Annotated in this window: 23 protein-coding genes and 2 tRNA genes; 13 read left to right on the forward strand and 12 right to left on the reverse strand. The window is 66.5% G+C overall.

Annotated features, from left to right (window positions below; translation table 11 throughout):
• Window positions 1-228 precede the first annotated feature (228 nt).
• Entirely contained in the window at window positions 229-705 is a 477-nt protein-coding gene (locus tag NKT36_RS00550) for a cupin domain-containing protein (protein WP_327052003.1), read from the reverse strand.
• A 127-nt stretch (window positions 706-832) separates the two neighbouring features.
• Between NKT36_RS00550 and NKT36_RS00555 the strand changes: the two genes are divergently transcribed.
• Genes NKT36_RS00555 through queC form a run of 3 tightly spaced genes read left to right on the forward strand, consistent with a single transcriptional unit; the run spans window position 833 to window position 2,819 of the window.
• Entirely contained in the window at window positions 833-1,273 is a 441-nt protein-coding gene (locus NKT36_RS00555) for a 6-pyruvoyl trahydropterin synthase family protein (RefSeq protein WP_327052004.1), read from the forward strand.
• 2 nt (window positions 1,274-1,275) lie between these two features.
• Window positions 1,276-2,061 (forward strand): 7-carboxy-7-deazaguanine synthase QueE, encoded by a 786-nt coding sequence (locus tag NKT36_RS00560; protein WP_327052005.1) that lies wholly within the window; start codon window positions 1,276-1,278, stop codon window positions 2,059-2,061.
• Window positions 2,062-2,099: 38 nt separating this feature from the next.
• Window positions 2,100-2,819 (forward strand): 7-cyano-7-deazaguanine synthase QueC, encoded by a 720-nt coding sequence (queC, locus tag NKT36_RS00565; RefSeq protein ID WP_327052006.1) that lies wholly within the window; start codon window positions 2,100-2,102, stop codon window positions 2,817-2,819.
• Here queC and NKT36_RS00570 read toward each other — a convergent pair.
• Together NKT36_RS00570 and NKT36_RS00575 are read right to left on the reverse strand one after the other, a co-directional pair.
• Window positions 2,816-3,817: a DMT family transporter gene (locus tag NKT36_RS00570; RefSeq protein ID WP_327053408.1), complete on the reverse strand. Its 1,002-nt coding sequence runs from the start codon at window positions 3,815-3,817 to the stop codon at window positions 2,816-2,818. The two genes, queC and NKT36_RS00570, sit on opposite strands and share 4 nt — an antisense overlap.
• Before the next feature lie 276 nt (window positions 3,818-4,093).
• Window positions 4,094-4,624: a multiprotein bridging factor aMBF1 gene (locus tag NKT36_RS00575; protein ID WP_327052007.1), complete on the reverse strand. Its 531-nt coding sequence runs from the start codon at window positions 4,622-4,624 to the stop codon at window positions 4,094-4,096.
• 458 nt (window positions 4,625-5,082) lie between these two features.
• Here NKT36_RS00575 and NKT36_RS00580 point away from each other — a divergent pair, with 458 nt between their 5' ends.
• From NKT36_RS00580 to NKT36_RS00600, 5 genes are all read left to right on the forward strand, one after another.
• A complete protein-coding gene (locus tag NKT36_RS00580; RefSeq protein WP_327052008.1) occupies window positions 5,083-5,208 on the forward strand; it encodes a hypothetical protein in 126 nt (41 codons plus the stop codon).
• Window positions 5,202-8,231 (forward strand): MMPL family transporter, encoded by a 3,030-nt coding sequence (locus tag NKT36_RS00585; protein ID WP_327052009.1) that lies wholly within the window; start codon window positions 5,202-5,204, stop codon window positions 8,229-8,231. The genes NKT36_RS00580 and NKT36_RS00585 overlap by 7 nt, the downstream gene beginning before the upstream one ends.
• Window positions 8,231-8,965: a TrmB family transcriptional regulator gene (locus NKT36_RS00590; protein WP_327052010.1), complete on the forward strand. Its 735-nt coding sequence runs from the start codon at window positions 8,231-8,233 to the stop codon at window positions 8,963-8,965. The genes NKT36_RS00585 and NKT36_RS00590 overlap by 1 nt, the downstream gene beginning before the upstream one ends.
• A 129-nt stretch (window positions 8,966-9,094) precedes the next feature.
• Window positions 9,095-11,197 (forward strand): acetate--CoA ligase family protein, encoded by a 2,103-nt coding sequence (locus NKT36_RS00595; RefSeq protein WP_327052011.1) that lies wholly within the window; start codon window positions 9,095-9,097, stop codon window positions 11,195-11,197.
• The gene (locus NKT36_RS00600; RefSeq protein ID WP_327052012.1) at window positions 11,194-12,270 is read left to right on the forward strand and encodes a phosphotransacetylase family protein; all 1,077 of its coding nucleotides are present in this window, start codon (window positions 11,194-11,196) and stop codon (window positions 12,268-12,270) included. The genes NKT36_RS00595 and NKT36_RS00600 overlap by 4 nt, the downstream gene beginning before the upstream one ends.
• Window positions 12,271-12,436: 166 nt before the next feature.
• Here the strand turns inward: NKT36_RS00600 and NKT36_RS00605 are convergent, their stop codons facing one another.
• Window positions 12,437-12,649 (reverse strand): hypothetical protein, encoded by a 213-nt coding sequence (locus tag NKT36_RS00605; protein WP_327052013.1) that lies wholly within the window; start codon window positions 12,647-12,649, stop codon window positions 12,437-12,439.
• Window positions 12,650-12,824: 175 nt separating this feature from the next.
• Window positions 12,825-14,318, reverse strand: a complete 1,494-nt coding sequence (guaB, locus tag NKT36_RS00610; RefSeq protein WP_327052014.1) for an IMP dehydrogenase — start codon at window positions 14,316-14,318, stop codon at window positions 12,825-12,827.
• Window positions 14,319-15,006: 688 nt separating this feature from the next.
• On the opposite strand from guaB, the gene NKT36_RS00615 reads away from it, so the two are divergent.
• The 3 genes from NKT36_RS00615 (at window position 15,007) to NKT36_RS00625 (ending at window position 16,378) form a co-directional block, all read left to right on the forward strand.
• A complete protein-coding gene (locus tag NKT36_RS00615; protein WP_327052015.1) occupies window positions 15,007-15,906 on the forward strand; it encodes a DUF5794 domain-containing protein in 900 nt (299 codons plus the stop codon).
• Window positions 15,907-15,936: 30 nt separating this feature from the next.
• Complete coding sequence (locus NKT36_RS00620; RefSeq protein ID WP_327052016.1) at window positions 15,937-16,161, forward strand: DUF5795 family protein; 225 nt, start codon at window positions 15,937-15,939, stop codon at window positions 16,159-16,161.
• A gap of 43 nt (window positions 16,162-16,204) precedes the next feature.
• Window positions 16,205-16,378, forward strand: a tRNA-Trp gene (locus tag NKT36_RS00625).
• 254 nt (window positions 16,379-16,632) lie between these two features.
• Here the strand turns inward: NKT36_RS00625 and NKT36_RS00630 are convergent.
• On the reverse strand, window positions 16,633-17,238 hold the full coding sequence (locus NKT36_RS00630) for an archaellin/type IV pilin N-terminal domain-containing protein (RefSeq protein ID WP_327052017.1): 606 nt from the start codon (window positions 17,236-17,238) through the stop codon (window positions 16,633-16,635).
• 659 nt (window positions 17,239-17,897) lie between these two features.
• Here NKT36_RS00630 and NKT36_RS00635 point away from each other — a divergent pair.
• On the forward strand, window positions 17,898-18,335 hold the full coding sequence (locus tag NKT36_RS00635) for a hypothetical protein (protein ID WP_327052018.1): 438 nt from the start codon (window positions 17,898-17,900) through the stop codon (window positions 18,333-18,335).
• 21 nt (window positions 18,336-18,356) lie between these two features.
• On the opposite strand, the gene NKT36_RS00640 is transcribed toward NKT36_RS00635, so the two are convergent.
• The 5 genes from NKT36_RS00640 to NKT36_RS00660 all read right to left on the reverse strand — a co-directional run bounded on the left by NKT36_RS00640 (window position 18,357) and on the right by NKT36_RS00660 (window position 22,868).
• Window positions 18,357-18,818, reverse strand: a complete 462-nt coding sequence (locus NKT36_RS00640) for a hypothetical protein (RefSeq protein ID WP_327052019.1) — start codon at window positions 18,816-18,818, stop codon at window positions 18,357-18,359.
• Entirely contained in the window at window positions 18,815-19,501 is a 687-nt protein-coding gene (locus NKT36_RS00645) for an RAD55 family ATPase (protein ID WP_327052020.1), read from the reverse strand. Before NKT36_RS00645 ends, NKT36_RS00640 begins: the two co-directional genes overlap by 4 nt.
• A gap of 167 nt (window positions 19,502-19,668) precedes the next feature.
• The gene (locus NKT36_RS00650; protein ID WP_327053409.1) at window positions 19,669-20,226 is read right to left on the reverse strand and encodes an NAD(P)/FAD-dependent oxidoreductase; all 558 of its coding nucleotides are present in this window, start codon (window positions 20,224-20,226) and stop codon (window positions 19,669-19,671) included.
• A 105-nt stretch (window positions 20,227-20,331) separates the two neighbouring features.
• The gene (locus NKT36_RS00655; RefSeq protein ID WP_327052021.1) at window positions 20,332-22,086 is read right to left on the reverse strand and encodes an acyl-CoA dehydrogenase family protein; all 1,755 of its coding nucleotides are present in this window, start codon (window positions 22,084-22,086) and stop codon (window positions 20,332-20,334) included.
• A 708-nt stretch (window positions 22,087-22,794) separates the two neighbouring features.
• Window positions 22,795-22,868 (reverse strand) — tRNA-Lys (locus NKT36_RS00660).
• Window positions 22,869-23,213: 345 nt separating this feature from the next.
• On the opposite strand from NKT36_RS00660, the gene NKT36_RS00665 reads away from it, so the two are divergent.
• Window positions 23,214-24,659: a DHH family phosphoesterase gene (locus tag NKT36_RS00665; RefSeq protein WP_327052022.1), complete on the forward strand. Its 1,446-nt coding sequence runs from the start codon at window positions 23,214-23,216 to the stop codon at window positions 24,657-24,659.
• Here the strand turns inward: NKT36_RS00665 and NKT36_RS00670 are convergent.
• Window positions 24,656-24,946: a PRC-barrel domain-containing protein gene (locus NKT36_RS00670; protein ID WP_327052023.1), complete on the reverse strand. Its 291-nt coding sequence runs from the start codon at window positions 24,944-24,946 to the stop codon at window positions 24,656-24,658. The two genes, NKT36_RS00665 and NKT36_RS00670, sit on opposite strands and share 4 nt — an antisense overlap.
• Window positions 24,947-25,041: the final 95 nt, after the last annotated feature.

Consider the following 25,041-nt stretch of genomic DNA (forward strand, 5'->3'; position numbering starts at 1 on the left):
AACATGCGAGAATTGATAAGTACTTTTTAAAAGAACCCGTCACGTTCCGGTTCGAGTTTCCCCGCCGCTATCGGTATTCAGACAGCAGCGGCGAAGGGACGAACGGACGTCCGCGGCGGAAATAACACGCCGTCGAAGGGGAAGCGGAACGGCCAGGTTACCGTGCGCCCCTGCATCGCCGCCGCAGGAGGCGGTGAGAGTCTGACGCCGTGCAGCGACCGAACCGGCCTACGTCTCGACGGTCGCACCGCAGTCGGGACATTCCAGCGACATCCCCTGGTCGGTCATCACGACGGCGAGCACGTCGCTGTCGCACTCGCGGCAGGGCTGAGGGATCCGGACGTCGGTCGACTGTTCGGGCGCGCCGAGCGCCAGCGCGACGACGCGCTCGTCGGACTCGTTGCGGCCCTGCTGGAACTCGCCGCGTGCGAACCGGACGGCCTCGTCGGGGCCGACCTCGACCGTCTCGGTCTCGGCTGTCGCCTCGTCCTTCGTCTCGAAGGTCGCAGTGCCCTCGACGACGTAGAAGACCTCCTCCTGGTCGAGGTGGGTGTGCAGACCGCCGGCGAACGCCTCGCCGGGGTCGAGCGCGTAGTAGTTGATGGCGAAATCGGTCGTCCCGAGCGCGTCCGACAGTCCACGCCGGTCGACGTCGCTCTCGCCCATGCTCTGCGGTTCCACGTCCTCGATGTCGACTCGCTGCATACGTTCGGAGGCACTCGCTGGAGGAAAAAAGGTCTACCTGTCCGGTCGCGACCGGTGGCCGACCTCTGAACGGTCGGTGCCGGTTCGCTTTGCGTGTGCTTAAGTACTCGCCGGATAATCTCCGGATATGGCTGGAATCGTATCCGGAGAGGCGACCGAACGCGTTCTCCACGTCGGTCGCGACCGTCCCATCCGTATCAGCACCGGACATCGCATCCTGCACCACGACGGAAAGTGCAGTCGTCCGCACGGACACAACTACGAGATAGCGGTGACCGTGACGGGCGAACTCACCGACGAAGGATGGGTCGTCGACAAGGGCGAGGTGACCTCGATAATATCCGAGTGGGACCACAGGTTCCTCCTCGAGGCCGGCGACCCGCTCGTCGAGGCGTTCGAAGCGAGCGGCGACGACGACGCCGTCGTCGTGCTCGACGCGCCGCCGACCGCCGAGGTGATGAGCGTCGAACTGGAGCGGCGACTCGCCGAGCGCCTCCCCGAGACCGTCTCCGACGTGCGCGTGCAGGTAGCGGAGACGGCCGAACTCTGCGGCGGTAGCCCGCTCTGACCATGCCGGTGACCAGCGACGCGCCGGACCGCGAGGCGGACGCGACGGGGTCGGAGACGGAGGGAGAGCCGACGCTCCCCGTCAACGAACTGTTCTACTCGCTCCAGGGCGAGGGGAAACTAGCCGGGACGCCGAGCGTCTTCGTCCGGACCAGCGGCTGCAACCTCCGCTGCTGGTTCTGCGACTCCTACCACACCTCCTGGGAGCCGACCCACGCCACGATGACGGTCGACGAGATACTCGCCAAGGTGGACGACCACGACGCCAACCACGTCGTCGTCACCGGCGGGGAGCCGCTGGTCCACGACGCCGTCGCGGTCCTGCTCGACCGCCTCGCCGAAGCGGGTCACCACGTCACCGTCGAGACGAACGGCACCATACACCGCGACGTGCCCATCGACCTCGCCAGCGTCAGCCCGAAGCTCGCCAGTTCGACCCCGACCGCCGAGCGGGACCCGAAAGGCAACGGCGAGTGGGCCGACCGCCACGAGGCGCGACGGCTCGACGTCGACACGCTCGCGCGATTCGTCGAGGACTACGAGACGCAACTGAAGTTCGTCGTCAGCGACGAGAGCGACGTGCGCGAACTCGACGACCTCGTCTCCCGCGTCCGGGACGCGGCCGACGTCCCCGTGCCGGACGAGGACGTCCTGTTGATGCCCGAGGGCGCGACCCGGGAGCGCCTGGCGGAGACGCGCGAGCGGGTCGCCGACCTGGCGATGGAGTACGGCTACCGGTTCACGCCCCGACTGCACGTGACCCTCTGGAACGACGCCCCCGAAACCTGACCGAGACCCCGATCGACCGACTCACGAACCTGACGACCATGACTGCAAACGACGCCACCGAGAACGCCGACGAATCGACCGACGACCGGGCCGTCGTCCTCGCCTCCGGCGGGATGGACAGCGCGACGGCCGCCTACGAGGCGCGCGAGCGCGGCTACCAGCCCGTCCTCCTGCACACCTCCTACGGCCAGCGGACGGAAGACAGGGAGTTCGCGTGCGCGAAAGAGCAGGCCGACCTGCTGGACGCGCCGTTCCTCCGCGTCGAGACGAGCCACCTCGCCGACGTCGGCGGGTCCAGCCTCACCGACGAGGAGATGGCGGTCGCGGACGCCGACCTCGACGCCGACGAGGTGCCGGACACGTACGTCCCGTTCCGGAACGCCAACCTGCTCTCGATGGCCGTCTCCGCGGCCGAGGCGAACGACTGCGACGCCGTGTTCGTCGGCGCGCACAGCGAGGACTACTCCGGCTACCCGGACTGCCGCCCCGCGTTCTTCGAGGCGTTCCAGTCGGTGGTCGACGTCGGGACGAGACCCGACACCGACATCGACGTGGTCGCGCCCTTCGTCGAGTGGTCGAAGACCGACATCGCCGAACGCGGCGTCGAACTCGGCGTCCCCTACGAGCACACCTGGAGCTGCTACCGCGAGGAAAAACCCGCCTGTGGCACCTGCGACGCCTGCGCGTACCGCCTCCAGGCGTTCCGCAACGTCGGCGTTCGCGACCCCATCGAGTACGAGGAGCGCCCGGAGTACTAGCCCGCGCCCGACGCCGTCGTGGTGACGTAGATGCCGCCGAGCACGACGACGCCGCCGGCGACGGTGGCGAGGCCCGGGACCTGCCCGAGCAGGACGAGCGCGAGCAAGGTGCTCCCGACCGGTTCACCGAGCAACGAGACGCTGACGACGCTCGACTCGACGTACTTCAGCGCCCAGTTGATGACGGTGTGTCCGAAGATGCCCGGGCCGACCGCCATGGCGAGAAAGAGCGCCCACTCGACGGGCGGATAGGCCGTCAGCGCGACGGCGTCCTGGCCGACGCTCGCGAGCGCGACGCCGAACAGGACCACCGTACAGACGCCGTACACCACCGTGACGTAGGGGACGAGCGAGACGCGCTGGCGGATGGACCGCCCGGCGAGGACGTACCCAGCCGCGGCGACGGCACCGGCGACCGCCAGGGCGTTACCGTACAGCGGTCGCGGGCTGGTCCCCGCCGCCTCCGTCGAGGTGGAGTCGAGCACCGCGCCGGTGAACAGGTCGTCCCACAGCGCGCCCGAGAGCAGACCCTGGACCTCCGCGGGACTGAGCACGCTGCCGATCGTCATCGCCGCCATCCCGACGAGGGCGACGAGGATGCCGGCCACGGTCCGGCCCGTCACGCGCTCGTCGAGCAGCGCCCACGCGCCGACGGCGACGAACAGTGGCTGGGACTGCACGAGCGTCACGGACGCCGCGACGGTCGTCCAGTCCAGGCTGGCGAACCAGGTGACGAAGTGGACCGCGAGCGCGCCGCCGGTCACCACGGCGACGACGAGGTCCCGGCCCGAGAACGCCCGGAGTTCGCTCCGGTAGCGCGTCGCCGCGAACGGCGCGAGCAACAGCGTCGTGAAGAGGACGCGGTAGAACGCCTTGACGACGCTCGGCGCGTTGCTGAACTCGATGAGGATGGCGCTGGTGCTGACGGCGACGATGGCGACCGCCAGCGCGACCATCGGCGGCACCTCCTCCTCGACCCGCTCGACGACGTGGAACATCGACACGCGATGAGTGGTCACGGCTACGGGTTTAACGTTCGGGTCCCGGCGACGCAGAACGGACGGTGGCAGCAGGAGAGGGTGGCACAGGTGGCACCGGAGTCGGTGGTCGCGGCGGCGACCCGCAATCCGTAACCGCCTCGCCGTCCGCAACCGTGCCGCTGTTCCTTGCACGCACGTCGATAGGTGAGGCGTAGCGAGGAGGGGAAATGCGAGGCGTAGCGGAGAGACGTCTCAGCGGAGGGCGGACGGACCGGTCGACGTCGGGGCGCGCCGTCAGTCCTTGCGTTTCACGACGTCGCCGAGCGTGGTGGAGCCGGTGGAACTGCCGCCGCTCCACTCCTCCTCGTCGCCGCCGGCACCGCCGGCGGAGAGGCTGATGTCGAGTTTCTTCTCGAGTTTCGACTGGACGCCGTCGCTCGGCAGGGTCTCGCCGCGTTCGAGTTTCCGGATGAGGCTCGCCTTCTCGTTGAGGTCCTTCGCCAGGTCCTCCTGGCTCAGTCCTTCCGACTCCCGGGCGTTCCGGATGCGGTCGTCGTAATCCTGCGCCAGTTCGTCCATGTCGTCGAACATGTCGGAGCGCCGGCGACTCGAACTGCTGCTGCCGGTGCTCGAACTACTGCTGCTGCTGGTGCTGGACGTGCTCGAAGACGACGTGGAGTACTTCGTCGACGTCGAGGAGGTCTCCTGCGTCTTGACCTCGGTCCCGAAGTCCGCGCAGTTGTCGCAGACGTCGAGTTCCGCACCCTCGACCTTGATCGTCTTCGGCGACGACGTTTCGGCACCGCACATCTCGCACTGTACCATGCTTCGACGTTCGCTTCCTCCACTGATAAATTGCACGCCGCGCCGCGATAGCCGGAGAACGCGACGCGCCCGGGAAGGACGGAGAGCGCCAGGGCGGTCGTCTTCCGTCACCGACAGGTTCCCACGCGCCCGACGCAGCGTCGAGGGTCGCCGTCAGGGGGAGATTCGGGCGACCGTGGGGTCGACCGGTCGTGACGCGACACCGACGACCACTGGAGTCCGTGCTGCTACCGTCACTGAACGTCGACGCAGCGAGAATCGACAGGGAATCCGTCTCGTCGGTGCGTCGATACCACCGTCGGGCAGACTCCGTTGGGACGCTGTCGCGCGTTTTCTCCTGCCGATTTTGCGGACCGACGGTCGTCAGCCTCTCTCGCCTGACACGACCACACATCGTCCTGACAAAACCCACATCTTTTTGACCGAGCTGTTAGTAGGCTTCTAACAACAGTACGACTATGTCCTCATCGAGCAACGAACCGGAGACGCTGGAACCGGCCGACACGCCCGTATCGACGGCTGAGGCCGCGGTCCAGCGAGAACGGAACGACGAACCGAACCCGGAGGAGGGACGCGCGTGCTAGACCGACTGTTCGAGACGGTCACGAAACATAGCCGCGTGACCATCGCCGTCCTGCTGGTCCTGACGGTCCTCGTCGGGGCCGGCGCGCCGATGGTCGACCAGTCGTCCTCGCTGGACCAGTTCGAGAGCGACAGCGAGGCGGCGGAGAAGCAGGCCTACATCGCGGAGAACTTCACCACCGAGCGGGATGACACGACCCCAGTCCAGGTCATCCTCCGCGGCGACGACGTGCTCTCGAAGGACGCGCTTGTGAACACGCTCGAACTCCAGCAGCGACTGCGGGAGAACGAGACGGTCGGGCCGACGCTCGCGAACGAGACCCCGACCTCCGGCATCGCCAACTTCATCGCGACTGCTTCCATCCAGCAGGAGAAGGGCGCGAAGCTGCAGGCGCAGGCGGCACAGCTCCAGCAAAAGAGCCGGCAGCTCAACCGGACCGCCGCTGGCCTCGGCGACGCGCTGAACAAGACGCGGCGGCTCCAGGGCCAGTACGACGCGCTGAACCAGTCGTACGAACAGGGCGCCATCAACCAGTCGACGTACACCGAGCGTGCGTCGACGCTGGAACTGAAGCTCGACCAGACGCGCCGGAACGCGGTGGCTGACCTGAACGGAAACCAGACGGCGACGTTCACGAAAGCGTTCGAGCAGACGCGCGCGCTCCAGTCGGAGCTCGCACAGCTGGAGGCGGCCCGCGAGCAGGGCGCCGTCAACGAGTCGACGTACCAGCAGCGGACGGGCGAGATACAGTCGCAGTTCCAGCAGGTGTACCAGCTCGGGACGAGGGGCGTGCTGAAGAGCGAGTTCGAGGCGCTGCAGCAGCAGTCCGCGGAGCTGCAGGAGCGGAAGGCCGCGATGCAGAGCGGTTCGATGCCGAGCCTCGACGAGCAGCAGTCGCAACTGCAGTCGATGAACGAGTCGCAGATCGACGCCGTCACGAAGCAGGTGCTCAGCGAGAACGCGACCGGGATGGCGTCGCAGGCTATCAATTTCATGCCGCGGACGTACGAGCCCGGGAGCACCGAGGCGAACGCGACGATGCTCATCGTCTTCCAGCAGCAGGGTGGCCAGACGGTCCAGGGGATGGCCTCCACTGACATCGTCGAGTCCCAGACGGCGCTGCAGACGATCGCGAAGGACTCGCTCGACGGCGACGCCATCGTCTTCGGGTCCGGCATCATCAGCGAGGAGATGGACCAGTCGATGGCCGACAGCCTCGCCATCGTCGGACCGCTGGCGCTGCTGTTCGTCCTGCTGACGCTGCTGGTCGCCTACCGCGACCTGCTCGACATCGTGCTCGGCGTCTTCGGCATCGTCGCCGTGCTCGTGTGGACGTTCGGCTTCATGGGCTGGGCGAACATCACGTTCAACCAGATGTTCATCGCGGTGCCGGTGCTGCTCATCGGCCTGTCCATCGACTACGCCATCCACGTCTTCATGCGCCATCGCGAGGAGCGCGGGGAGCACCCCGACGAGGACGTCCGCGGGTCGATGCGCGTCGCGCTCGTCAGCGTCGGCGCGGCGCTGACGTGGGTGACCGCCACGACGGTCATCGGGTTCCTCTCGAACCTGGTGAGTCCGCTGCCGCCCATCCAGGACTTCGGCGTCGTGAGCTCCGTCGGCATCGTGGCCGCTCTCGTCGTCTTCGGCGGCCTCATCCCGGCGCTGAAGCTCGAGATCGACGGCTTCCTGGAGAACCGCGGCCTCGACCGCAGGAAGCGCGCGTTCGGCACCGGCGGCGGCGTGCTCGGTCGCGCGCTGTCGACCGGCGCGGTCGCGGCGCGGAAGGCCCCGTTCGTCGTCATCGCGCTCACGCTCGTCGTGAGTTCGGTCGGCGCGTACGGCGCGACGCAGGTCGACACCAGCTTCTCGCAGGAGGAGTTCCTCGCGGAGGACCCGCCGGGCTGGACGAAAGACCTCCCGGAGCCGTTCAAGCCGGGGACGTACTCCGCGAAGGCGAACATGGAGTACGTCAACGAGAACTTCCAGAACGAGAACTCGGAGGCACAGTTCCTGGTACAGAATGGCGTTGCGGATGATGACGCCCTACAGAAGGTGGCCGACATCCGCGAACGAGCGGCCGAAAAGGACGTCGTCTTCCTCAATCCGAACGGCAACCCATCGACCTCCGGGCCGCTGTCGGTGATGCGGCAGGTCGCGGCCAGCAACGAGTCGTTCAACGCGACGTTCACCGCGGCGGACACCGACGGCGACGACGTCCCGGACCGTAACGTCGAGCAGGTGTACGACGCGCTGTACGCGACCGCACCGTCCGAGGCCGAGAGCGTCATCCACCGCGAGGACGGCGAGTACCGCGCCCTCAAGATGTCCATCGCCATCAACGGCGGCGCGAGCAGCGCGGCGGTCAAGACCCAGATGGAGGACGTCGCGGCGTCGGTCGAGGGACTGGAGGCGACCGCGACGGGCCAGCAGATCGTGTTCGAGATCATCCAGCAGCAGTTGCTGGACACGGTCATCCAGAGCCTCGTCATCACGATGGTCGCCGTGTTCGCGTTCCTGATGCTCGTCTACCGTCTCACCGAGGGGAGCGCGACGCTCGGGGCCGTGACGCTCATGCCGGTCCTGTTCAGCGTGACGTGGATCCTCGGAACGATGTACCTCATCGGGATGTCGTTCAACGTGCTGACGGGGATGATCACCAGCCTCACCATCGGGCTGGGGGTCGCCTACAGCATCCACCTCTCCGAGCGATTCAACATCGAACTCGAACGGCGCGGCTCCGTCTGGGAGGCGATGGACGTCGCCCTCACCGGCACGGGCGGCGCGCTCCTCGGAAGCGCCGCGACGACAGTCGGCGGGTTCGGCGTGCTCGCCTTCGCCATCCTGCCGACGCTCCAGCAGTTCGGCATCATCACCGGACTCACCATCGTCTACGCGTTCCTCGCGAGTGTGTTCGTGCTCCCGAGCCTGCTGGTCGTCTGGACCCGCTACCTTGGTCCGGGCGCTCGCGGCACCGTGGACACCAAGGCAACCGAGACCGCACCGTCTGCGGGTGAGGACTGATGGAGGAGAGCGACGCCATCGAGGCCCTCGAGGAGCTCGGACTGTCGAACTACGAGGCCAAGGTGTTCGTCGCGCTCCAGAAGCTGGGCACGGGGACGGCCCGCGACATCCATCAGTCGACCGACGTACCGCGCTCGCAGGTGTACGGCGCGGCGGAGAGCCTCCAGGAGGAGGGCCTCGTCGAGGTCCAGCAGTCGAAGCCCATCCAGTACCGGCCCGTGAGCCTGGACGAGGCGCGCTCGCACCTCCGCAACCGCTTCGAGCGCACCGAGGAGCGGGCGTTCGACTACCTCGAGACCGCCCGCGAGCAGGCCAGCGAGGACGAACAGCGCGAGGACGTCTGGACCGTCCACGGTCAGGAGGGCGTCACGAGCCGCATCGAGCAACTGGTCGCCGAGGCCGAGGAGCGTGCGGTCCTCGGTAGCCCCGCGGACCTGATGACGTCGAGCATCGAGGACGCCCTCCGCGAGCGCGTGGCGGCGGGCGTCAGCGTCATCGTCGTCAGCGAGGACGAGGCGGTCCGCGAGCGGTTCGACGAGCTCCCCGTCTTCGACCCGGCGGACAAACCCGACGAAGCGCCGATGGGGCGCGTGCTCTCCATCGACGACGACACCGTCCTCATCAGCGTCCTCGACGACAGCGGCCGCGAGACGGCCATCTGGAGTTCCCAGACGGGGTTCGCTGCCGTCCTCGGCCAGTTCGTCGACGCGCACCTCGACGAATTCCAGAGCTGACCGGGTCCGCAACCGTCGACCGTAGCCGGTGACCACCGCCGGAGCCGGGGGCCGCCCGCTACGGCGAACTCTCCCGGTCGCCGGGAAGGAGCAACTACCTTTATTCGTGAACTCGACGACGTTCGAACGATGGGTGACCGCGTACTCTCCGATATGTTCGCGCCGTCGCGCGTCGCCGTCGTGGGCGCCACCGAGAGCGAGGGATCGGTCGGTCGCGCCATCGTCGAGAACCTGCGCGACGACTTCGACGGCGAGACGGTGCCCGTGAACCCGAACTACGACGACGTGTTCGGCCTCGACAGCTACGCCGACCTCCAGTCCGCGCCGGACGTCGACCTCGCGGTGGTGGTCGTGCCGCCGCCGTACGTCGTCGACGTACTCCGCGACGCCGGCGAGGCGGGCGTGGACGACGTGGTCGTCATCACCGCCGGGTTCGGGGAGACGGGCAGCGAGGGCGCAGCGCGCGAACGCGAGTTGCAGTCGGTCGCCGACGAGTACGACCTGAACCTCGTCGGCCCGAACAGCCTCGGCGTCATCAGCACCCCCGTCGGCATGAACGCCACGTTCGGCCCGGAGAACGCCCTCTCCGGGTCGATGTCGTTCATGAGCCAGTCGGGCGCGTTCATCACCGCCGTGCTCGACTGGGCGAACGACCAGGGCATCGGGTTCAGGGACGTCGTCTCGCTGGGCAACAAGGCCGTCCTCGACGAGACGGACTTCGTCCGCGCCTGGGGCGACGACCCCGACACGGACGTCGTCCTCGGCTACCTCGAGGGCATCGAGGACGGGGGAACGTTCATCGACGCCGCCCGCGAGGTGACCGACGACACCCCAATCGTGCTGGTGAAGTCGGGGCGGACCGACGCCGGCGCGCAGGCCGCCTCCTCGCACACCGGGACGCTCGCCGGCAGCGACCGCGCCTACCAGGCCGGTCTCGACCAGGCGGGCGTCCTCCGGGTCGAGACCGTCCAGGAACTGTTCGACTACGCCCAGATACTCGCCGGCCAGCCGATGCCCGACTCCGACGACGTGGCGGTCGTGACGAACGCGGGCGGGCCCGGCGTGATGACCACCGACGCCGTCGGGGATTCGGACCTCTCGATGGCGTCGTTCACCGAGGAGACGCTCGACGCGCTCTCGGAGGCGATGCCCGAGGAGGCGAACATCTACAATCCCATCGACGCTATCGGGGACGCCGACGTCGAGCGGTTCCGGACCGCGCTCGACCTGGCGCTCGGCGACGACAACGTTGGAGCGGCGGTCGTCCTCTCGGCCCCGACCGCCGTCATCGACTACGACGACCTCGCCGCCGAGGTCGCCGACCTCCAGGCCCAGTACGGAAAGCCGGTCGCCGCGGTGCTGATGGGCGGCGAGCGGACGGAGCGGGCGGCGGACGTGCTCGCAGGGCAGGGCATCCCCAACTACTTCGACCCCGCGCGGGCGGTCGCGAGCCTCGACGCGCTCGCGTCCTACCGCGAGGTGAGCGAGCGCACCTACCAGCAGCCCACCGAGTTCGACGTGGACCGCGAGCGCGCCCGCGAGGTGCTCGGGCGCGCCGAGGAGCGCGGGGACAACCGCCTCGGCGTCGAGGCGATGGACCTGCTGTCGGCGTACGGCATCCCGACGCCGACGAGCGAACTGGTCGACTCGCCGGCGGACGCCGTCGCGGCAGCCCAGGACGTCGACGGCGAGGTGGTGATGAAGATCGTCAGCCCCGACATCCTGCACAAGTCCGACATCGGCGGCGTGAAGGTGGGCGTCCCGAACGAGGACGTCTACGACGCCTACGAGGACCTCGTCACGCGGGCGCGCAACTACCAGCCCGACGCGACCATCCTCGGCGTGCAGGTCCAGGAGATGGTCGACCTCGACGCCGGCACCGAGACCATCGTCGGGATGAACCGCGACCCGCAGTTCGGGCCGTTGCTGCTGTTCGGCCTTGGCGGCATCTTCGTCGAGGTCATCGAGGACACCACCTTCCGGGTCGCCCCCGTCACCGAGCGCGAGGCCCGCGAGATGACCGAGGAGATCGACGCCGCGCCGCTGCTCCGGGGCGCGCGCGGCCGCGACCCGGCCGACGTCGATGACGTCGTCGAGACCATCCAGCGGCTCTCGCAGCTCGTCACCGACTTCCCGGCCATCCTGGAACTGGACATCAACCCCCTGGTCGCCACGCCCGCCGGCGTGCAGGCCATCGACGTACGACTGACCGTAGACACCGACAAACTATGACGGAAACCATACTCGTCACCGCAACGGAGGAGAGCACCGGCAAGACGGCCGTCGCGCTCGCGCTCGCGCGTCTCGCGCAGGAGCGCGGCCTGTCGGTCGGCTACATGAAACCGAAGGGCACCCGCCTGCAGAGCAACGTCGGCAAGACGCTCGACCAGGACCCGATGCTGGCCCGCGAGCTGCTCGGCCTCGACGCCGAGATGCACGAACTCGAGCCCGTCGTGTACTCGCCGACGTTCATCGAGGGCGCCATCCGCGGGCGCGAGGACCCGGCGGAGCTCCGCGAGCAGGTACGGAAGAGCTTCGAGTCGCTCGCCGCCGACCACGACCTGATGATCGTGGAGGGCGGCGGGAAGCTGACGACGGGCGGCATCGTCGACCTCACCGACCCCGACGTCGCCGAACTGTTCGACGCAGAGGTCCTGCTCATCGCGAACTACGCGCGGCCGAACGACGTGGACGGGCTGTTGGCCGCCGCGGACGACGTCGGCGACCGTCTCGCCGGCGTCCTGTTCAACGGCGTCGAGAACGCGAACTTCGACCCGCTCGACACGGACGTGGTCCCGTTCCTCGAAGGACGGGACATCCCCGTCCTCGGCGTCGTCCCGCGCCAGCGCGACCTCGCCGGCGTCACCGTCGGCGACCTCGCGACGGAACTCAACGCCGACGTGCTGACGAGCGCGGACACCGACGCCTTCGTCGAGCGGTTCCTCGTCGGCGCGATGAGCGGCGACTCCGCACTCCGGCACCTCCGCCGGACGAAGGACGCGGCACTCATCACCGGCGGCGACCGCCCGGACCTCCAGACCGTCGCGCTGGAGGCCCCCGGCGTGAAGTGCCTGATACTGACCGGCGGGTTCCGTCCGCCGGGCGCCGTCGTCGGGAAAGCAGAGGAGAAGGGCGTGCCCATCCTGCTCGTCCAGTCGGACACGCTGACCGCCGTCGAGCGCGCCGAGGACGTGGTGCGCAGCGGCCGCACCCGCGACGAGGAGACCGTCGAGCGCATGCGGGAACTCCTGCACGACCACGCCGACGTGGAATCGCTCGTGGGCGACGGCGACGGTGACGACTGACGGACGCGACGACTGACGAACGTATCGTCGCCGCGCGCGGACCGGCAGGCGCGGAGTGACTGCGCCCGTCCGACCAGGGGCCCTAACTGGTGACAGCGAGAACAGGACGGTCGCGGCGCTGGCCGAAAGCTATCGTCGAGAAGAGTCGCAGAAGATGGAGTTGCAGTCAGTCCTCACCGTGGAAATCGCTCGCCTCCTCCGGGGTCAGCGTGACCCACTCGTCGTCGTCGGTCTTCACCTGGACGTGGCCCTCGGGGACCTCGTCGTCGACCTGCTCGACGTGTTCCTCGAGCACGTGCTCCTCGTACTGCTTCCAGGCCGCTCGCTCCGACGGGGCGATGGCGACCCATCCGCATCCGTCCTGTTCGCAACGTAGCATTAGCCGGGGGTGACGCAGTACCCCCGTTAATAGTTGACGGAAATATCCGGACCTTGCCGAGTCTGCGTCCGACCCTGTCGCCGCGGTACCGTCGCCGAGTCACCGGGGACCGTACCGATTCCGGTCGGGACCTGTACGAAAAACGACCTGAAGCTGGTGGAGCGTCGTGGGTCGATTACTCGCCGGGGCTGTAGTTCGGCGCCTCGTCGGTGATCATCACGTCGTGGGCGTGGCTCTCCTGCTGGCCGGCGGAGGAGACGCGGACGAACTCCGAGCGCTCCTTGAACGCCGGGATGGTCTCGGCGCCGACGTAGCCCATGCCGGACTGCATCCCGCCGACGAGTTGGTGGAGTTCGCTCTCCAGCGTGCCAGTGTACGGCTTGGCGGCCTCGACGCCTTCAGGGACGTACTCCTCCTCCGTGTCGGGTTCGTCTTTCAGATAGCGGTCGCCGTCGCCGCTCTTCATCGCGCCGACGCTGCCCATGCCGCGGTACTGCTTGTACTTCTTGCCGTCGATGGTGATGACCCGTCCGGGGGCCTCGTCGGTGCCCGCGAAGTAGGACCCGAGCATGACCGCGTCCGCGCCCGCCGCGATGGCCTTGATGGCGTCGCCGGAGTACCGGATGCCGCCGTCCGCGATGACGGGGACGTCGTACTCGTTGGCGACGTCGGCGACCTGGGCGATGGCGGTGATCTGGGGCATGCCCGACCCGGAGACGACGCGGGTCGTACAGATGCTGCCCGGGCCGATTCCGACCTTCAGTCCGTCCGCGAAGTCGACGATGTCCTCGGCGGCCTCGCGGGTGCCGATGTTGCCGACGACGACGTCGGCGTCGACAGACTCCTTGATCTCGCGTGCGCCCTCGATGACGTTTCGGTTGTGCGCGTGCGCGCAGTCGATGAAGACGACGTCGGCGTCGGCCTCGTCGGCCGCGACGGCGCGGTCGGTCTCGAACGGGCCGACGGCGACGCCACAGCGAAGCCGGCCGTCCTCGTCGCGGGCCGCATCCGTGTACTCGCGGCGCTGGAGGACGCCCTGCATCGTGACGAGCCCGGTCAGGTGGTTGCCGTCGTCGACGACGGGGACGCGCTCGATCTTGTGCTCGTACATGAGTTCGAGCGCCTCGCGAGCGGTCACCTCCTCGGAGGCGGTGATGACCTCGTCGGTCATCGCCTCGCGGACCTCGTCGCTCTCGCCGACCTCCAGGTACGGGCGGATGTCGGTGCCGGAGATGATGCCCAGCACCCGGCCGTCGTCGCCGGTGACGGGTGCGCCGCTGACACCTCGTCGCTCCATCATCGCGTCGACCTCGCGTACCGTCTGGTCGGGGTTCGCGGTGACGACGTCGCGGATGATGAGTTCGTCCGCGCGCTTGACCTCCTCGATCTCGTCGACCATCACGTCGACGTCCATGTTCCGGTGGAGGACGCCGAGACCGCCCTGGCGCGCCATCTCGATCGCCATGCGGCTCTCGGTGACGGTGTCCATCGCCGCCGAGAGGATGGGGACGTTCAGTTCGACGTTCCTCGAGACGTAGGTGCTGACGTCTGCGTCGTCCGGTTCGACGTGGCTCTCCTTCGGACGCAGGAGCACGTCGTCGAAGGTGAGCGCTTCCGGTACGCGGAGTTTCTCCGAGAACTGGCCGTCCCGGTGAGAATCGTTCGCCATGTAATCCGAACGGGGTCCGCAGTGAAAAACGTTGCGAGATTGTGGTTTCATCGGTGTGTGAAACCCACTCGATATGCACGTACATGCCCATCATCGCTCGGCGAGCGCCCGCCGGCTGGCACGTGCGTCGGTCACCGCCTCGGTCCACCAGCAGACACGTGCACAGGTCGGAAGTGTCGGATTCGTTCTCGGTACGGCAGGTCATCGACGCTGGGAGAGAACAACTATGAGTACGACTGGACGATCACGTGCATCCCCCTTGCACGCTCGCGCTCGTCCTTCGGTCGGCCGTCGGCGCGAGAGACACCGGCCGACGAGCGGATGACGTGACGAACCCCACGGAGAAGTGATGACCTGCAGCCAATACTTATACTGAACCTATGATTCGTAACTCTGGTGCCGGCTCGTGCTTCACTTTTCGCGGCCAATGTGGTCGTTTCTCACGCAACGCTTAAGAATAGAACGACAGTATGATTTGATATGGACTCTACCAGTCCCGTTCGCGAGCGCATTGCTGGTCCGACGAGCGACGACTCCAGCATCTCGATTACATCCTTTGTGCTCGCTTTCCGGACAATGGTAGAGAAGCGTGCGGGGCGACTCACTTTCGGGTTCGGACAGCCCGCGCCGTTGCACCGCAGGTATCACCGCCGTTCGCCCGACGGTCAGGGTGCTCACAGATAACTGAATGAGTAGTTCACGCCACCCCGTCGCCTACCGCCTGGAGCGGCAGGTAGGCGGCAATACGAAGCTGCTGGCCACCGTCATGGGACTGCCCCTGATAGACGGCATCTTCCCCGCGATGGTACTCGCCGGGGCGCTCGACACCTGGACGGGCATCGTCCAGGTCGGACTGCTCGTCTTCGGCGGCAGCGCGACCGTCGCCGTCATTCTCGCGGAGATGGACGGAACGCCGCGCGAACAGGCGACCAGCGTGCTCGCCGTCGGTGTCGGCCTCGTCGCGGTCGCCGCACTCGAAGCGGCGTTCGCACCGACCATCCAGAGCGTGCTGAACCTCGCGGTCTTCGAGCGGTTCGCCGCGCTCGTCATCGCCGCCATCGCCGCGAAGACCGCGAGCGCCCGCGTGGGCGAGTACCTGCCCAGTTCCGGCGTCATCATCGGACTCGGGATGCTCGCCAGCCTCCAGCCCAGCGGCTTCCGGGTCGTCACCAACCCCGACACGACCCAGGTCGTCCACGCCGTCGCCGCGGCGGGCAGCGGCGTGGCGTTCGCACTGACCGTCGCCGTGCTCTCGCCGCGTCTGCGCGAGGTCGTCGACGTCGACCGGTTCCGGTTCGGCAGCGCCGTCGCGCTGGGCGTCCTCCCGCTGACCATCGTCGGACCGCTGGAGAGCGACGCACCGCTCGCGCTGGCCGTGCTCGCCGTCGCCGCGCTGCTGGCGCTCGACCCCGGCGACCAGTTCGAGGTGGGCGGGTCCGACCACCCCGACGCCGATGCCCAGACCGTCACCGACGGCGGCGAGTACGACGACGACCAGCCGTCCGTGGAGACGGTCGGCGACGAATCGGAGACGACCGCCTACGGCTACCCCGGCGAGGACGACGGCGAGCGTCGTCCCTGGCTGTAACCTTTTGCCCCTCCGGACGCAACTCCACCCATGAGCGAAAACCGCGTCGTGCAGGGTCGGATGGTGACGCCGAAACACCTCGCGGAGATGGTCGAGGGAGAGTCGGTGATGGACGCCGAGTCGATATCCGACGCCGACCGCGACTGCCCCGAGTGCGGAGGCGACGTTCTCGAGGTCGGATACATGCCGAGCGTCACCGAATTCGTGACCGGATACAAGTGCCAGGACTGCGACTGGCAGGCCCGCGAGGAGTAGAAATCGAAACCCCTTTAGGAGATTTGGCCCAACTGGGAAGCGAGGGGTCGTGGCCAAGCCCGGCATGGCGACTGACTCCAGAGGCACGCGCCCGGGACGAGACTCCAGCTGATATACCGAGCGGGCGACTGATCATCGCTCGCGTTGACGACCCTCTGGAGTTCCGAGGCGCACCGGAGATATCAGTCGATCGGGGGTTCAAATCCCTCCGACCCCACTACTACTGCGCGCTCACAACCCGTGAGCGCGCTGTATCGTGTCTGAGGAGGATTTGAACCAGGGAGCGAGCATTCGCGAGCGACCGTGGTTCACAATCCCTCCGACCCCACTTCTTCATCGCATCATTCCTGATTGACAGCGATTCGACTCCTCTATCCGTCACTCGAGCCTCCACGCACGGGTTCAATCAGTCAGGTGATGCAGATGAATCTCCTGACCCGAGTGGAGTGCCGAAGAAGGATGTAGTTGGTCTTAGACGGTGACTGCGCTCTCGCCGTTGACCGACGGCGGAACGTCCGCCTGGTAGAACGTCACGGCACCGTACTGGGTTGTGAGCTTCAACTGGACCTCAGAACCTTCACCGAGGCCGTTGCCGCTACCGGCGATCGTGGGAGCGTGCATCGAGAGACTGAAGCGGTCGCTCTGGTCGTTCAGGACCGGGAGCGAGCCATCAGTGTCCTTGATCTCGGTCACGTTGAAGCCGGCCGTTCCGCCGTCAAGTTCGCTCTCGGGGACTTCCGTCAGCGTTTCGGCCTCCCTCGGTCCGACCCACTCGATGGTGGCCGAGGAGAGGTTGATGTCGTCGGCGCCGGAGCCGCGCATCACTGTCAGGTTGACGTAGTCGACCGTCTCTGCGTCAGTCACGTTGCCGAAGCCGGAGACGACGGTCAGGCGATTGGAGACCTGTGCGGTGGACTCCTCGCCGGTCTGTTCTGCTTTCGTCTGGAGGAAGCCCGCCGTGTTGATGAGCACGCCCGCCGCGATCGCGGCGACCAGCACCATCGCGATGAACACGATGAGCGTCCCGATACCGACCTGACCGCGGTCGTCGAATCGTTGTCGAATGTTCTCTGTCATAGTATCTATCAATCGGTGTTGATTGGCTGGCTACAGTGACCACCAGACACCTCACATAAATAAATTTAGGCGACAGATATCAGTAATGATATTTTGGGAGACGGCCGACGAAATCCCGTTCATCGATAATTAGTACAACATATCGTGAATATATTCTAGGTCGGCAGTCATTCTCCCCCATTCGCTGCCATTCACTGAGCATCAAGTCGTCCCGAACGGGGAGAGTAGGGACTCTGTAACGGACCGCCATCCGTTCGAGAACAGTTCTCGCTTGGAATTCGCCGTACCTGTACTCCAAGAACCGGACCGCGATAGCCACGGGATACGTGAATCGATCGGCGTTCCGGGTAGTCACCAACGGAACGGTTCGAGTCCGGACTATCCGTGGCAGACACCTGTGCGCCTGGGCATCCTGGTGCTCCCACTGTTTCGGGAGCGTCCGGAGACAACACCTGTGACAGGTTGTCTACCCGAACGTGGCCCGCCAGCTACCCGACAAATGCCGTCCATTGCAGAGTGGGGAGGATCGTCGTAGTCCGTCGTGGTCGGACTGCACTTCGGCAACCACAGGATGGACGCCACGGCAACTGCCAGAGGTATAAATGAACGGTCACGACGAGGTTGGAAATATACTTACGTTTCGGAACATATCAGATACCATGGCAGAGGTATTCGACTCGGAACCGGTCGCGGACATGGGCTACGAGCGGGATTACGACATCTATCTTGCCTACTCGAACATCGAGCAGGTAGACCGGAACGTGTACACCTCCTACTGGCGGAAGATCACCGCGACCGTCGTCGAGAACACCGACTGGACCGTCGAACTGGAACTGGACGTCGTCGACCACATCAACGTCGGGCCTGAGGAACTCGTCTCGTACTACGACTCCACCCCCGGAACGAGGAACGACCAGGAGAAGTTCACGGCGGAACTGGAGGTCGACAAAGCGGACATCGACCTCTACCAGTCCAAGGAGGTCCCCAGCGGGTTCAAGGACCGGTACCCCATCGAGAAGGCGGTGGTCCCGCTCATCCGCGAGTGGAGCGACGAGACGCCGTTCCGGGCGGACGTCGACGTCTCGGAGTCGCCGTAGGAACGTGGTCGTCGGCGGGCGTCACTCCCGCAGGAAGTCGGGGAGTCGCAACCGGTCCTGTTCGTCGACGGTCGTGTCGAGGAAGCCGAACTGCTGGAGCATCCCGGGGACGTCGATCCGCGACGGACCGTCGGGCGAGTCCCCCTCGTCGTTCCCCGCCCGCTGGGTGACGATGATCTCGGAGAGTACCTCGGACGCTTGGACGCTCGAGGTCATCGCGTCCTGCTCGTATGTTCGCCCGCTCGGCTGGACCTCCTCGTCGTCGAGGCCCTTCTCCACCTTGAGGTCGAGGAACTTGCGCTTGCCCTCCCTGTACGCCATCTCGACGTAGGTCCGGTTCTCCGCCCGCCGAAGACGGTCGAGTTCGTCGTCGTCCGCCTCATCCTCACGGACGGCGTCGACGCCGAGGACGAACGCGCGCACCATCGCCTCGTCGCGGTCGAGCGAGTCCCACTCGCGCGAGAAGTACTCGTCGTATATCATTGCTGTATCTCGACGTCGGGGTGGACCGCGAGCCCGTGGTTCGAGAAGGATATCTTGCGCATGTCGCAGTCGATGGCCGTCCCGCGCATCTTGATGATCTGGATCGCCCGCGTCATCCCGGTGTTCTCCAGGAAGTTGTGGAAGAAGATGACCCCGTGCGCCAGGTAGTGTTCCTTCGAGTAAGAGGAGGGGTCGGTCATCTCGGAGATGAGGAGGACGGTCGCCTCGGTGTCCTTCAGCGCAGTGATGAACTCGGTCAGTTCCTCCTCGGGATCGTCCAGAAAGTGCTGGAGCAGCATGGTCGAGTCGATTACCGCTCGGTCGACGTTCAGTTCGTCGATGAGCGCGGGGACGCGTCCCGTCAGCCCCGGTTCGTGGCCGTACTGGCTCAGGGCCTGTTTCACCTCCTCGGACATGATGTTCATGAACCGCAGCTTCTGGGACTGGATGGCCCTGTCGAACCCGAACGTGAAGTTCGACATGTCGTTGACGAGTTCCGACCGCGTCTCGTGCATCGTCAGGTAGATGCACTTCTCGTTGTTCCGCGTTCCCTCCGTGACGAACTGGGCCGACAGCGTCGTCTTCCCGCTTCCAGGTGGTCCGCTGACGATGTAGAGTCTGTCCTCCGGCAACCCGCCGTCGAGAAGTTCGTCCAACCCGTCGGTCCCTGTCGAGATTCGCATTGGCCCAGACAATGAAATTCCATCTAATAATATTGCGGCTCGATTTCTCGTCGGCAGTGCCGAAAAGAACGGAGCGTCGGGGTGCGTCTGGGGGGACGGGCGGACCACCCCGTCCACACCGTCATCGCGTCGCTTCGAAACGACGACCGTGCCCGTCGCGGCGGTGCTCAGTCGGCGTCTTCGGGCGTGTCGAAGTCGTGGAAGTGTTCGCCCTTCTCCTTGCTGAGTATGTCGAGCGCGGCTGCGCCGCCGTCGCCGGCCGAGATGACCGCCTCCCACTCCTGGTTGCGAACCATCGCGCCGGTCGCGTACGCGTCCTCCACGCTCGTCTCCATGCTCAGGTTCGCGTCGACGACGTCGTCGTCCGTGAAGTCACAACCGAGGTGTTCCGCGAGGTCGCGGTCGGCGCCGGTCGCCAGCACCACGTAGTCGGCCTCGTACTCGTCGTCATCGGTGACGACGCGGAAGCCGTCACCGTCGCGTTCGACGTCCGTTACCTCCTCGTCCTGGTGGCGGTCGACGCCGAACCCGTCGACCTGCTCGCGGGCCTGTTCCAGGAACTCCGTGCCGTCGATGCTGTCGATGCCGAGGTAGTTGAACAGGTGGGCCTTGTGCAGCCACGTCTCGTCGGTGTCGAAGACGACCGTGTCGAGCCCGTTCTTCTCCGTGAACAGCGCGGTGCTCAGCCCTGCCGGGCCGCCACCGACGATTGCAACTTGCGCCATCATCTTCGCGGGACGGTCGGTTCATCTATAAATGTATCCGTAGCAGAAGGTCCTTCCCCCACTGACGGCGCGCTCCAGACGCAGGAATCGCAGCGTAACGGACCGTCAGCGGTCGTCCAGCGCCGCGGGGTCGAGCGGCGCGTGCCGGACCACCGCGTCGAAGTGGTCCATCGACAGCGCGTTGCCGTCGGTGATGCCGCGTGCGTCCCGCGTCTCGAGTGTCTCCCGGACGAACCACTCTGCCACGACGGCCTTCCGCGCGTCGTCGTTCGCGTCAAGTTCGCGCTGCGCGCTCGCGAGCAGCAGACTGGCGGTCACCACGTCGAAGACGTAGTCGGCGAGTCGCTTCGCCTCGTGCTGGGCGTACGCCGCCGACTCGGTCGCCAGCGAGAGCACGGCCTCCTGCAGTCGCTCGAACTCCCCGGTGACCGTCTCGGCGAGCGACGCCAGCGCGGGGTGGTCGGCCGCGTCGAGGGTCCGCTGGACGAGGGGGACGAGCGCCTCGTGGGTCGACTCACGCTCCAGCGTCCGCAGGAAGTCGAGCGAGAGGACGTTCGAGGTGCCCTCCCAGATGGGGAGCACCTGGGCGTCCCGGAGCAGGCGATTTGTGACGAAGTCGTCGACGTAGCCGTTACCGCCCTGTATCTCCATGGCGTAGGAGGCGGTGTCGACCGCCATCCGGGCGGTGCGGTGCTTGGCGATGGGAGTGAGCGCGCGCATCAGGCGGAACGCCTCGCGGTCGTCGTGGTCGCGCTCGTAGCGGTCGAGCCAGCGCGCGGCCTCCATCGCGAACGCCAGCGCGGCCTCGTAGTCGACCGCCATGTCGACGAGGTCGCGCTGCATCAGCGGGAACTCCTGGAGACGCTTCCCGAACGCCTCCCTGTTGGCAGCCTGCACCTTGCTCTCCAGCAGCGCCCGGCCCATGACGCCCACCGCACCGACGGCGTTGGTCAGGCGCTCCCAGTTGAGCATCGTCGTCATGTACCTGAACCCCTCCTCGGGTTCGCCGACGAGGTAGCCCGTCGCACCGCGGAACTCCACCTCGCCCGTCGGCACGCTCTCGGTGCCGAGCTTGTCCTTGAGCCGGCGGTAGAGCTGGTCGTTCAGCTCCCCGTCCGGCGTCTCGTGAGGGACGAGGAACAGCGAGAGACCGTCGGTTCCCTCGGGGGCGTCCGGCCGGCGCGCTAGCGCGAGCGTGCCCTGGGCGTCGACGTTGCTACAGAACCACTTCTCGCCCGCGAGTTCGTACGTGCGCGGTTCGCCGTCGACCGGTTCGGCGACCGTCTCGTTCGCGCCGACGTCGCTGCCGCCCTGCCTCTCGGTGAGGAACATCGCACCTTCGATGAGGTGGTCGACGTCGCGGCTCGTCAGCCGCTCGAAGTAGTCCTCGAGGTGGCCGTCGTCGTGGTTCCGCAGGACCAGCGCCGCCCCGGCGGTCATCGAGACCGGACAGACGAAGCCGGTATCGGCGTAGGAGAGGAGCAACTGCATCGTCAGCGTGTGGACGATCCCGACCGGCTCCTCGCGGTCCGGCGGCGCACGGAACGCGTCCGCGACGACGCCGCGCTCGTACGTCAGCTGCTCGTTCTCGGCCTGGACGGGGTGGTAGACCACCTCGTTCGCGACCTCGCCCGCCCTGTCGTAGGTGTGCAGTTCGGGTCCGTGGTCGTCGACCACGTCGGCGTTGTCCGCGATGGTCGTACCCACGACGTCGCCGAAGTCGTCCAGTTTGCTCTCGGCCCACTCGAACTCGTCGTCGGGGTAGACCCGCCGCGCCTCGGCCTGGAGGGCGGGGTCGTGGCGCCAGTAGTTGACGTCGCGACCCGCGTCCAGGTCGCCGTAGTCGAACGGTGGCGTCATACGGTACCACCCATCACTCCGCCCGGTAAATTGGTTCGGGAACGGACGGTGCGTTCCGAGGCGTTTCCGGTGAGGACAAGGTGTCCGGGCGAGCGACGGCGAGGACGCGAAGTCGGTCGGTTGCGGTTCGCGACCGATCTCCCCTGCCGTCACTCAGTCGTCCGGCCCGACACTCCGTCCGCTGTGGCCCGGGCGTGGCGTCGTTCGAGGACGAGCAGGCCGACCAGGAACGCACCGCCGAGCACGAACCCGCCGACTGACTGGAGTCACGTGTGCGCGCCGGCGAGCGGGCGCGCGAACACCGCCGAGTAGTTCCGTGCCAGTCCAGTGAGCGTCCGTCCGAACGCTCACCTCTTCTCGTTCTGACGATTGTGAGTTCCGGCACGTCGTCGCGAACAGCGGGACTGCTCGCCGGTTGTTCGTCGCAGAAGCGGGCCGGAAGGGATTTGAACCACGTCGAGACGGTCCTGCTCGGTCGCTATGCTCCCTGCGCGGGCTGCGTCTCGCCTCGTTCGAATCTTCCGGCGAACGAATTTGCGCCTCACGGGATGGCGAGCAGATGAACTGCTCGCCGGTCGTTCGGCGCAGAATGTAGCGGGCCGGAAGGGATTTGAACCACGCCCGGACTCGCTCGCTGCGCTGCGCGCGTCCGGTCTACTTCGAATCCCTACGAGACGCTTCGCTCCTCACGTTCGTTCGTCGCAGAAGCGGGCCGGAAGGGATTTGAACCCCTGACCGTCTGATTAAGAGTCAGACGCTCTGCCGGACTGAGCTACCGGCCCAACGCATTCGAAACAAGTCGGGTTGGACGTAAATACGTTTCCTTTCGGAGCGGCGATGCCGTCCCGTCTCCCGAAAACGACCCTGGATCGGCTGGCGGAAGGACACCTCCGACCGGAGTTCGTCGCCGCCTCAACGTCGAGAGAACGCTCGCGAACCGGACCCGGCTCGCGCCGCGGTTGTTATCTTCTCCAGCGGCGTTAGATTTTTCCCAGGGGAGTGATTCTGTCTAAACAGGAACGCGGCTGGCGCGTCGGAAGCGAACGACGACGCGGAGGACTTCTCAGTTCCAACTCTCGAACGTTCTCCGGGAGCATTAAGTACCGGCCGAGGTTACGCCCCACGTAATGAGTGCCGGGATCACCATCTCCTCTATGTCCACCTACGCCATTCTGGGCTGCGGGAGCGTCGGCCACGCCGTCGCCGAGGAACTGGTCGAGCAGGGTAAAGAAGTCCTCATCGTCGACCGGGACTCCGACCGCGTGGAGGCGCTCCGCGACCAGGACCTCAACGCCCAGGCTGCGGACATCCGCGACGAGACGGTGACGGGGATGGTGGACGACCGCGACGTGGTGCTCATCCTCTCCTCGGACGTCGAGGCGAACAAGGAGGCGGTGGCGAACATCCGCGACCGCGACGAGGACCAGTTCATGGTCGTCCGCGCGAGCGACCCGGTCTCCGCGGACGAACTCACCGAACTCGGCGCGGACGTCGTCATCAACCCCTCGACGGTCATCGCCAACTCGGCGCTGCGGTCACTCGAGGCCGGCGAACTCGAGTACAAGGCCCGAAAGCTGTCGGACGTCGTCGAGGCGGTCGAGGGCCGACTCGCCATCATCACCCACGACAATCCCGACCCCGACTCGATCGCCAGCGCCGCGGCGCTGCAGGAGATCGCCGACAGCCTCGGGGTAGAGGCGGACATCCTCTATCTCGGCGAGATCGGTCACCAGGAGAACCGCGCGTTCGTCAACCTGCTCGGCATCGAGTTGCTCTCCCGGGACGAGGTGGACCTGGGCAGCTACGACACCTTCGCGCTCATCGACTACGTGAAGGCGAGCGACACGGACATCGACATCCCGGTCGACATCCTCATCGACCACTACGAACCCGACGAGGAGTACGAGGTCGAGTTCTCCGACGTCCGGCCGAACGTCAGTTCGACGTCGACCATCATGACGAAGTACGTCCAGGAGTTCGACGTCAGCCTCAGCGAGGAGGTGGCGACGGCGCTCCTGTACGGCATCCGGTCGGAGACGCTGGACTTCAAGCGCGACACCACCCCGGCCGACCTGACGGCGGCGGCGTACCTCTACCCCTTCGCCAACCACGACACGCTCGAACAGGTCGAGTCGCCGTCGATGTCGCCGGAGACGCTCGACGTGCTCGCGGAGGCCATCACCAACCGCGAGGTGCAGGGGAGCCACCTCGTCAGCAACGCCGGATTCATCCGCGACCGCGACGCCCTCTCGCAGGCCGCCTCCCACCTGCTGAACCTCGAGGGCATCACCACGACCGCCGTCTTTGGCATCGTCGACGACACCATCTACCTCGCCGCGCGCTCGAAGGACATCCGGATGAACATCGGCAACGTCCTCCAGGACGCGTTCGGCGAGATCGGCGAGGCGGCGGGCCACTCCACCCAGGCCAGTTCGGAGATCCCGCTGGGCATCTTCACCGGCATCGAGACCAGCGAGGACAACCGCGACACGCTGCTGTCGTTGACCGAGGAAGCAGTCAAGAAGAAGCTGTTCGACGCGATGGGCGTCGACGGCGAGACGAACGGCAGCTAGACCGCGACCTCTTCGTCGCCCTCGTCGTCCTTCATCCGCTCGACCACGTCGTTGATGAGGATGACGTCCCCCACGGCGCGGACCCACCGGTAGGGGAGGATGACGCCGTGTCCCGGGTCGACGCGATTGCTGAACAGTTCGTCGTTCAGCCCGCCGATCGCCAGGCCGGTGACGGCGGAGGCGTCGAGGTTGAGCTGGACGTCGTCGACTTCCCCCACGAAGACGCCGTTGTTGGAGTACACTTCGCGACCGACCAGGGTGGTTATCTCTTCCGGAGTTTCGTCCATATGGAGGGCGATGGACTGGATGGGTCTTAATTCTTGGTAGACTCGCCGTGATACAACGACCGTCGACTACGAACGGCGTCGGTGGCGCGACGGAA

The organism is Halomicrococcus gelatinilyticus, assembly GCA_024227995.1.
Taxonomy (GTDB): Archaea; Halobacteriota; Halobacteria; order Halobacteriales; family Haladaptataceae; genus Halomicrococcus; species Halomicrococcus gelatinilyticus.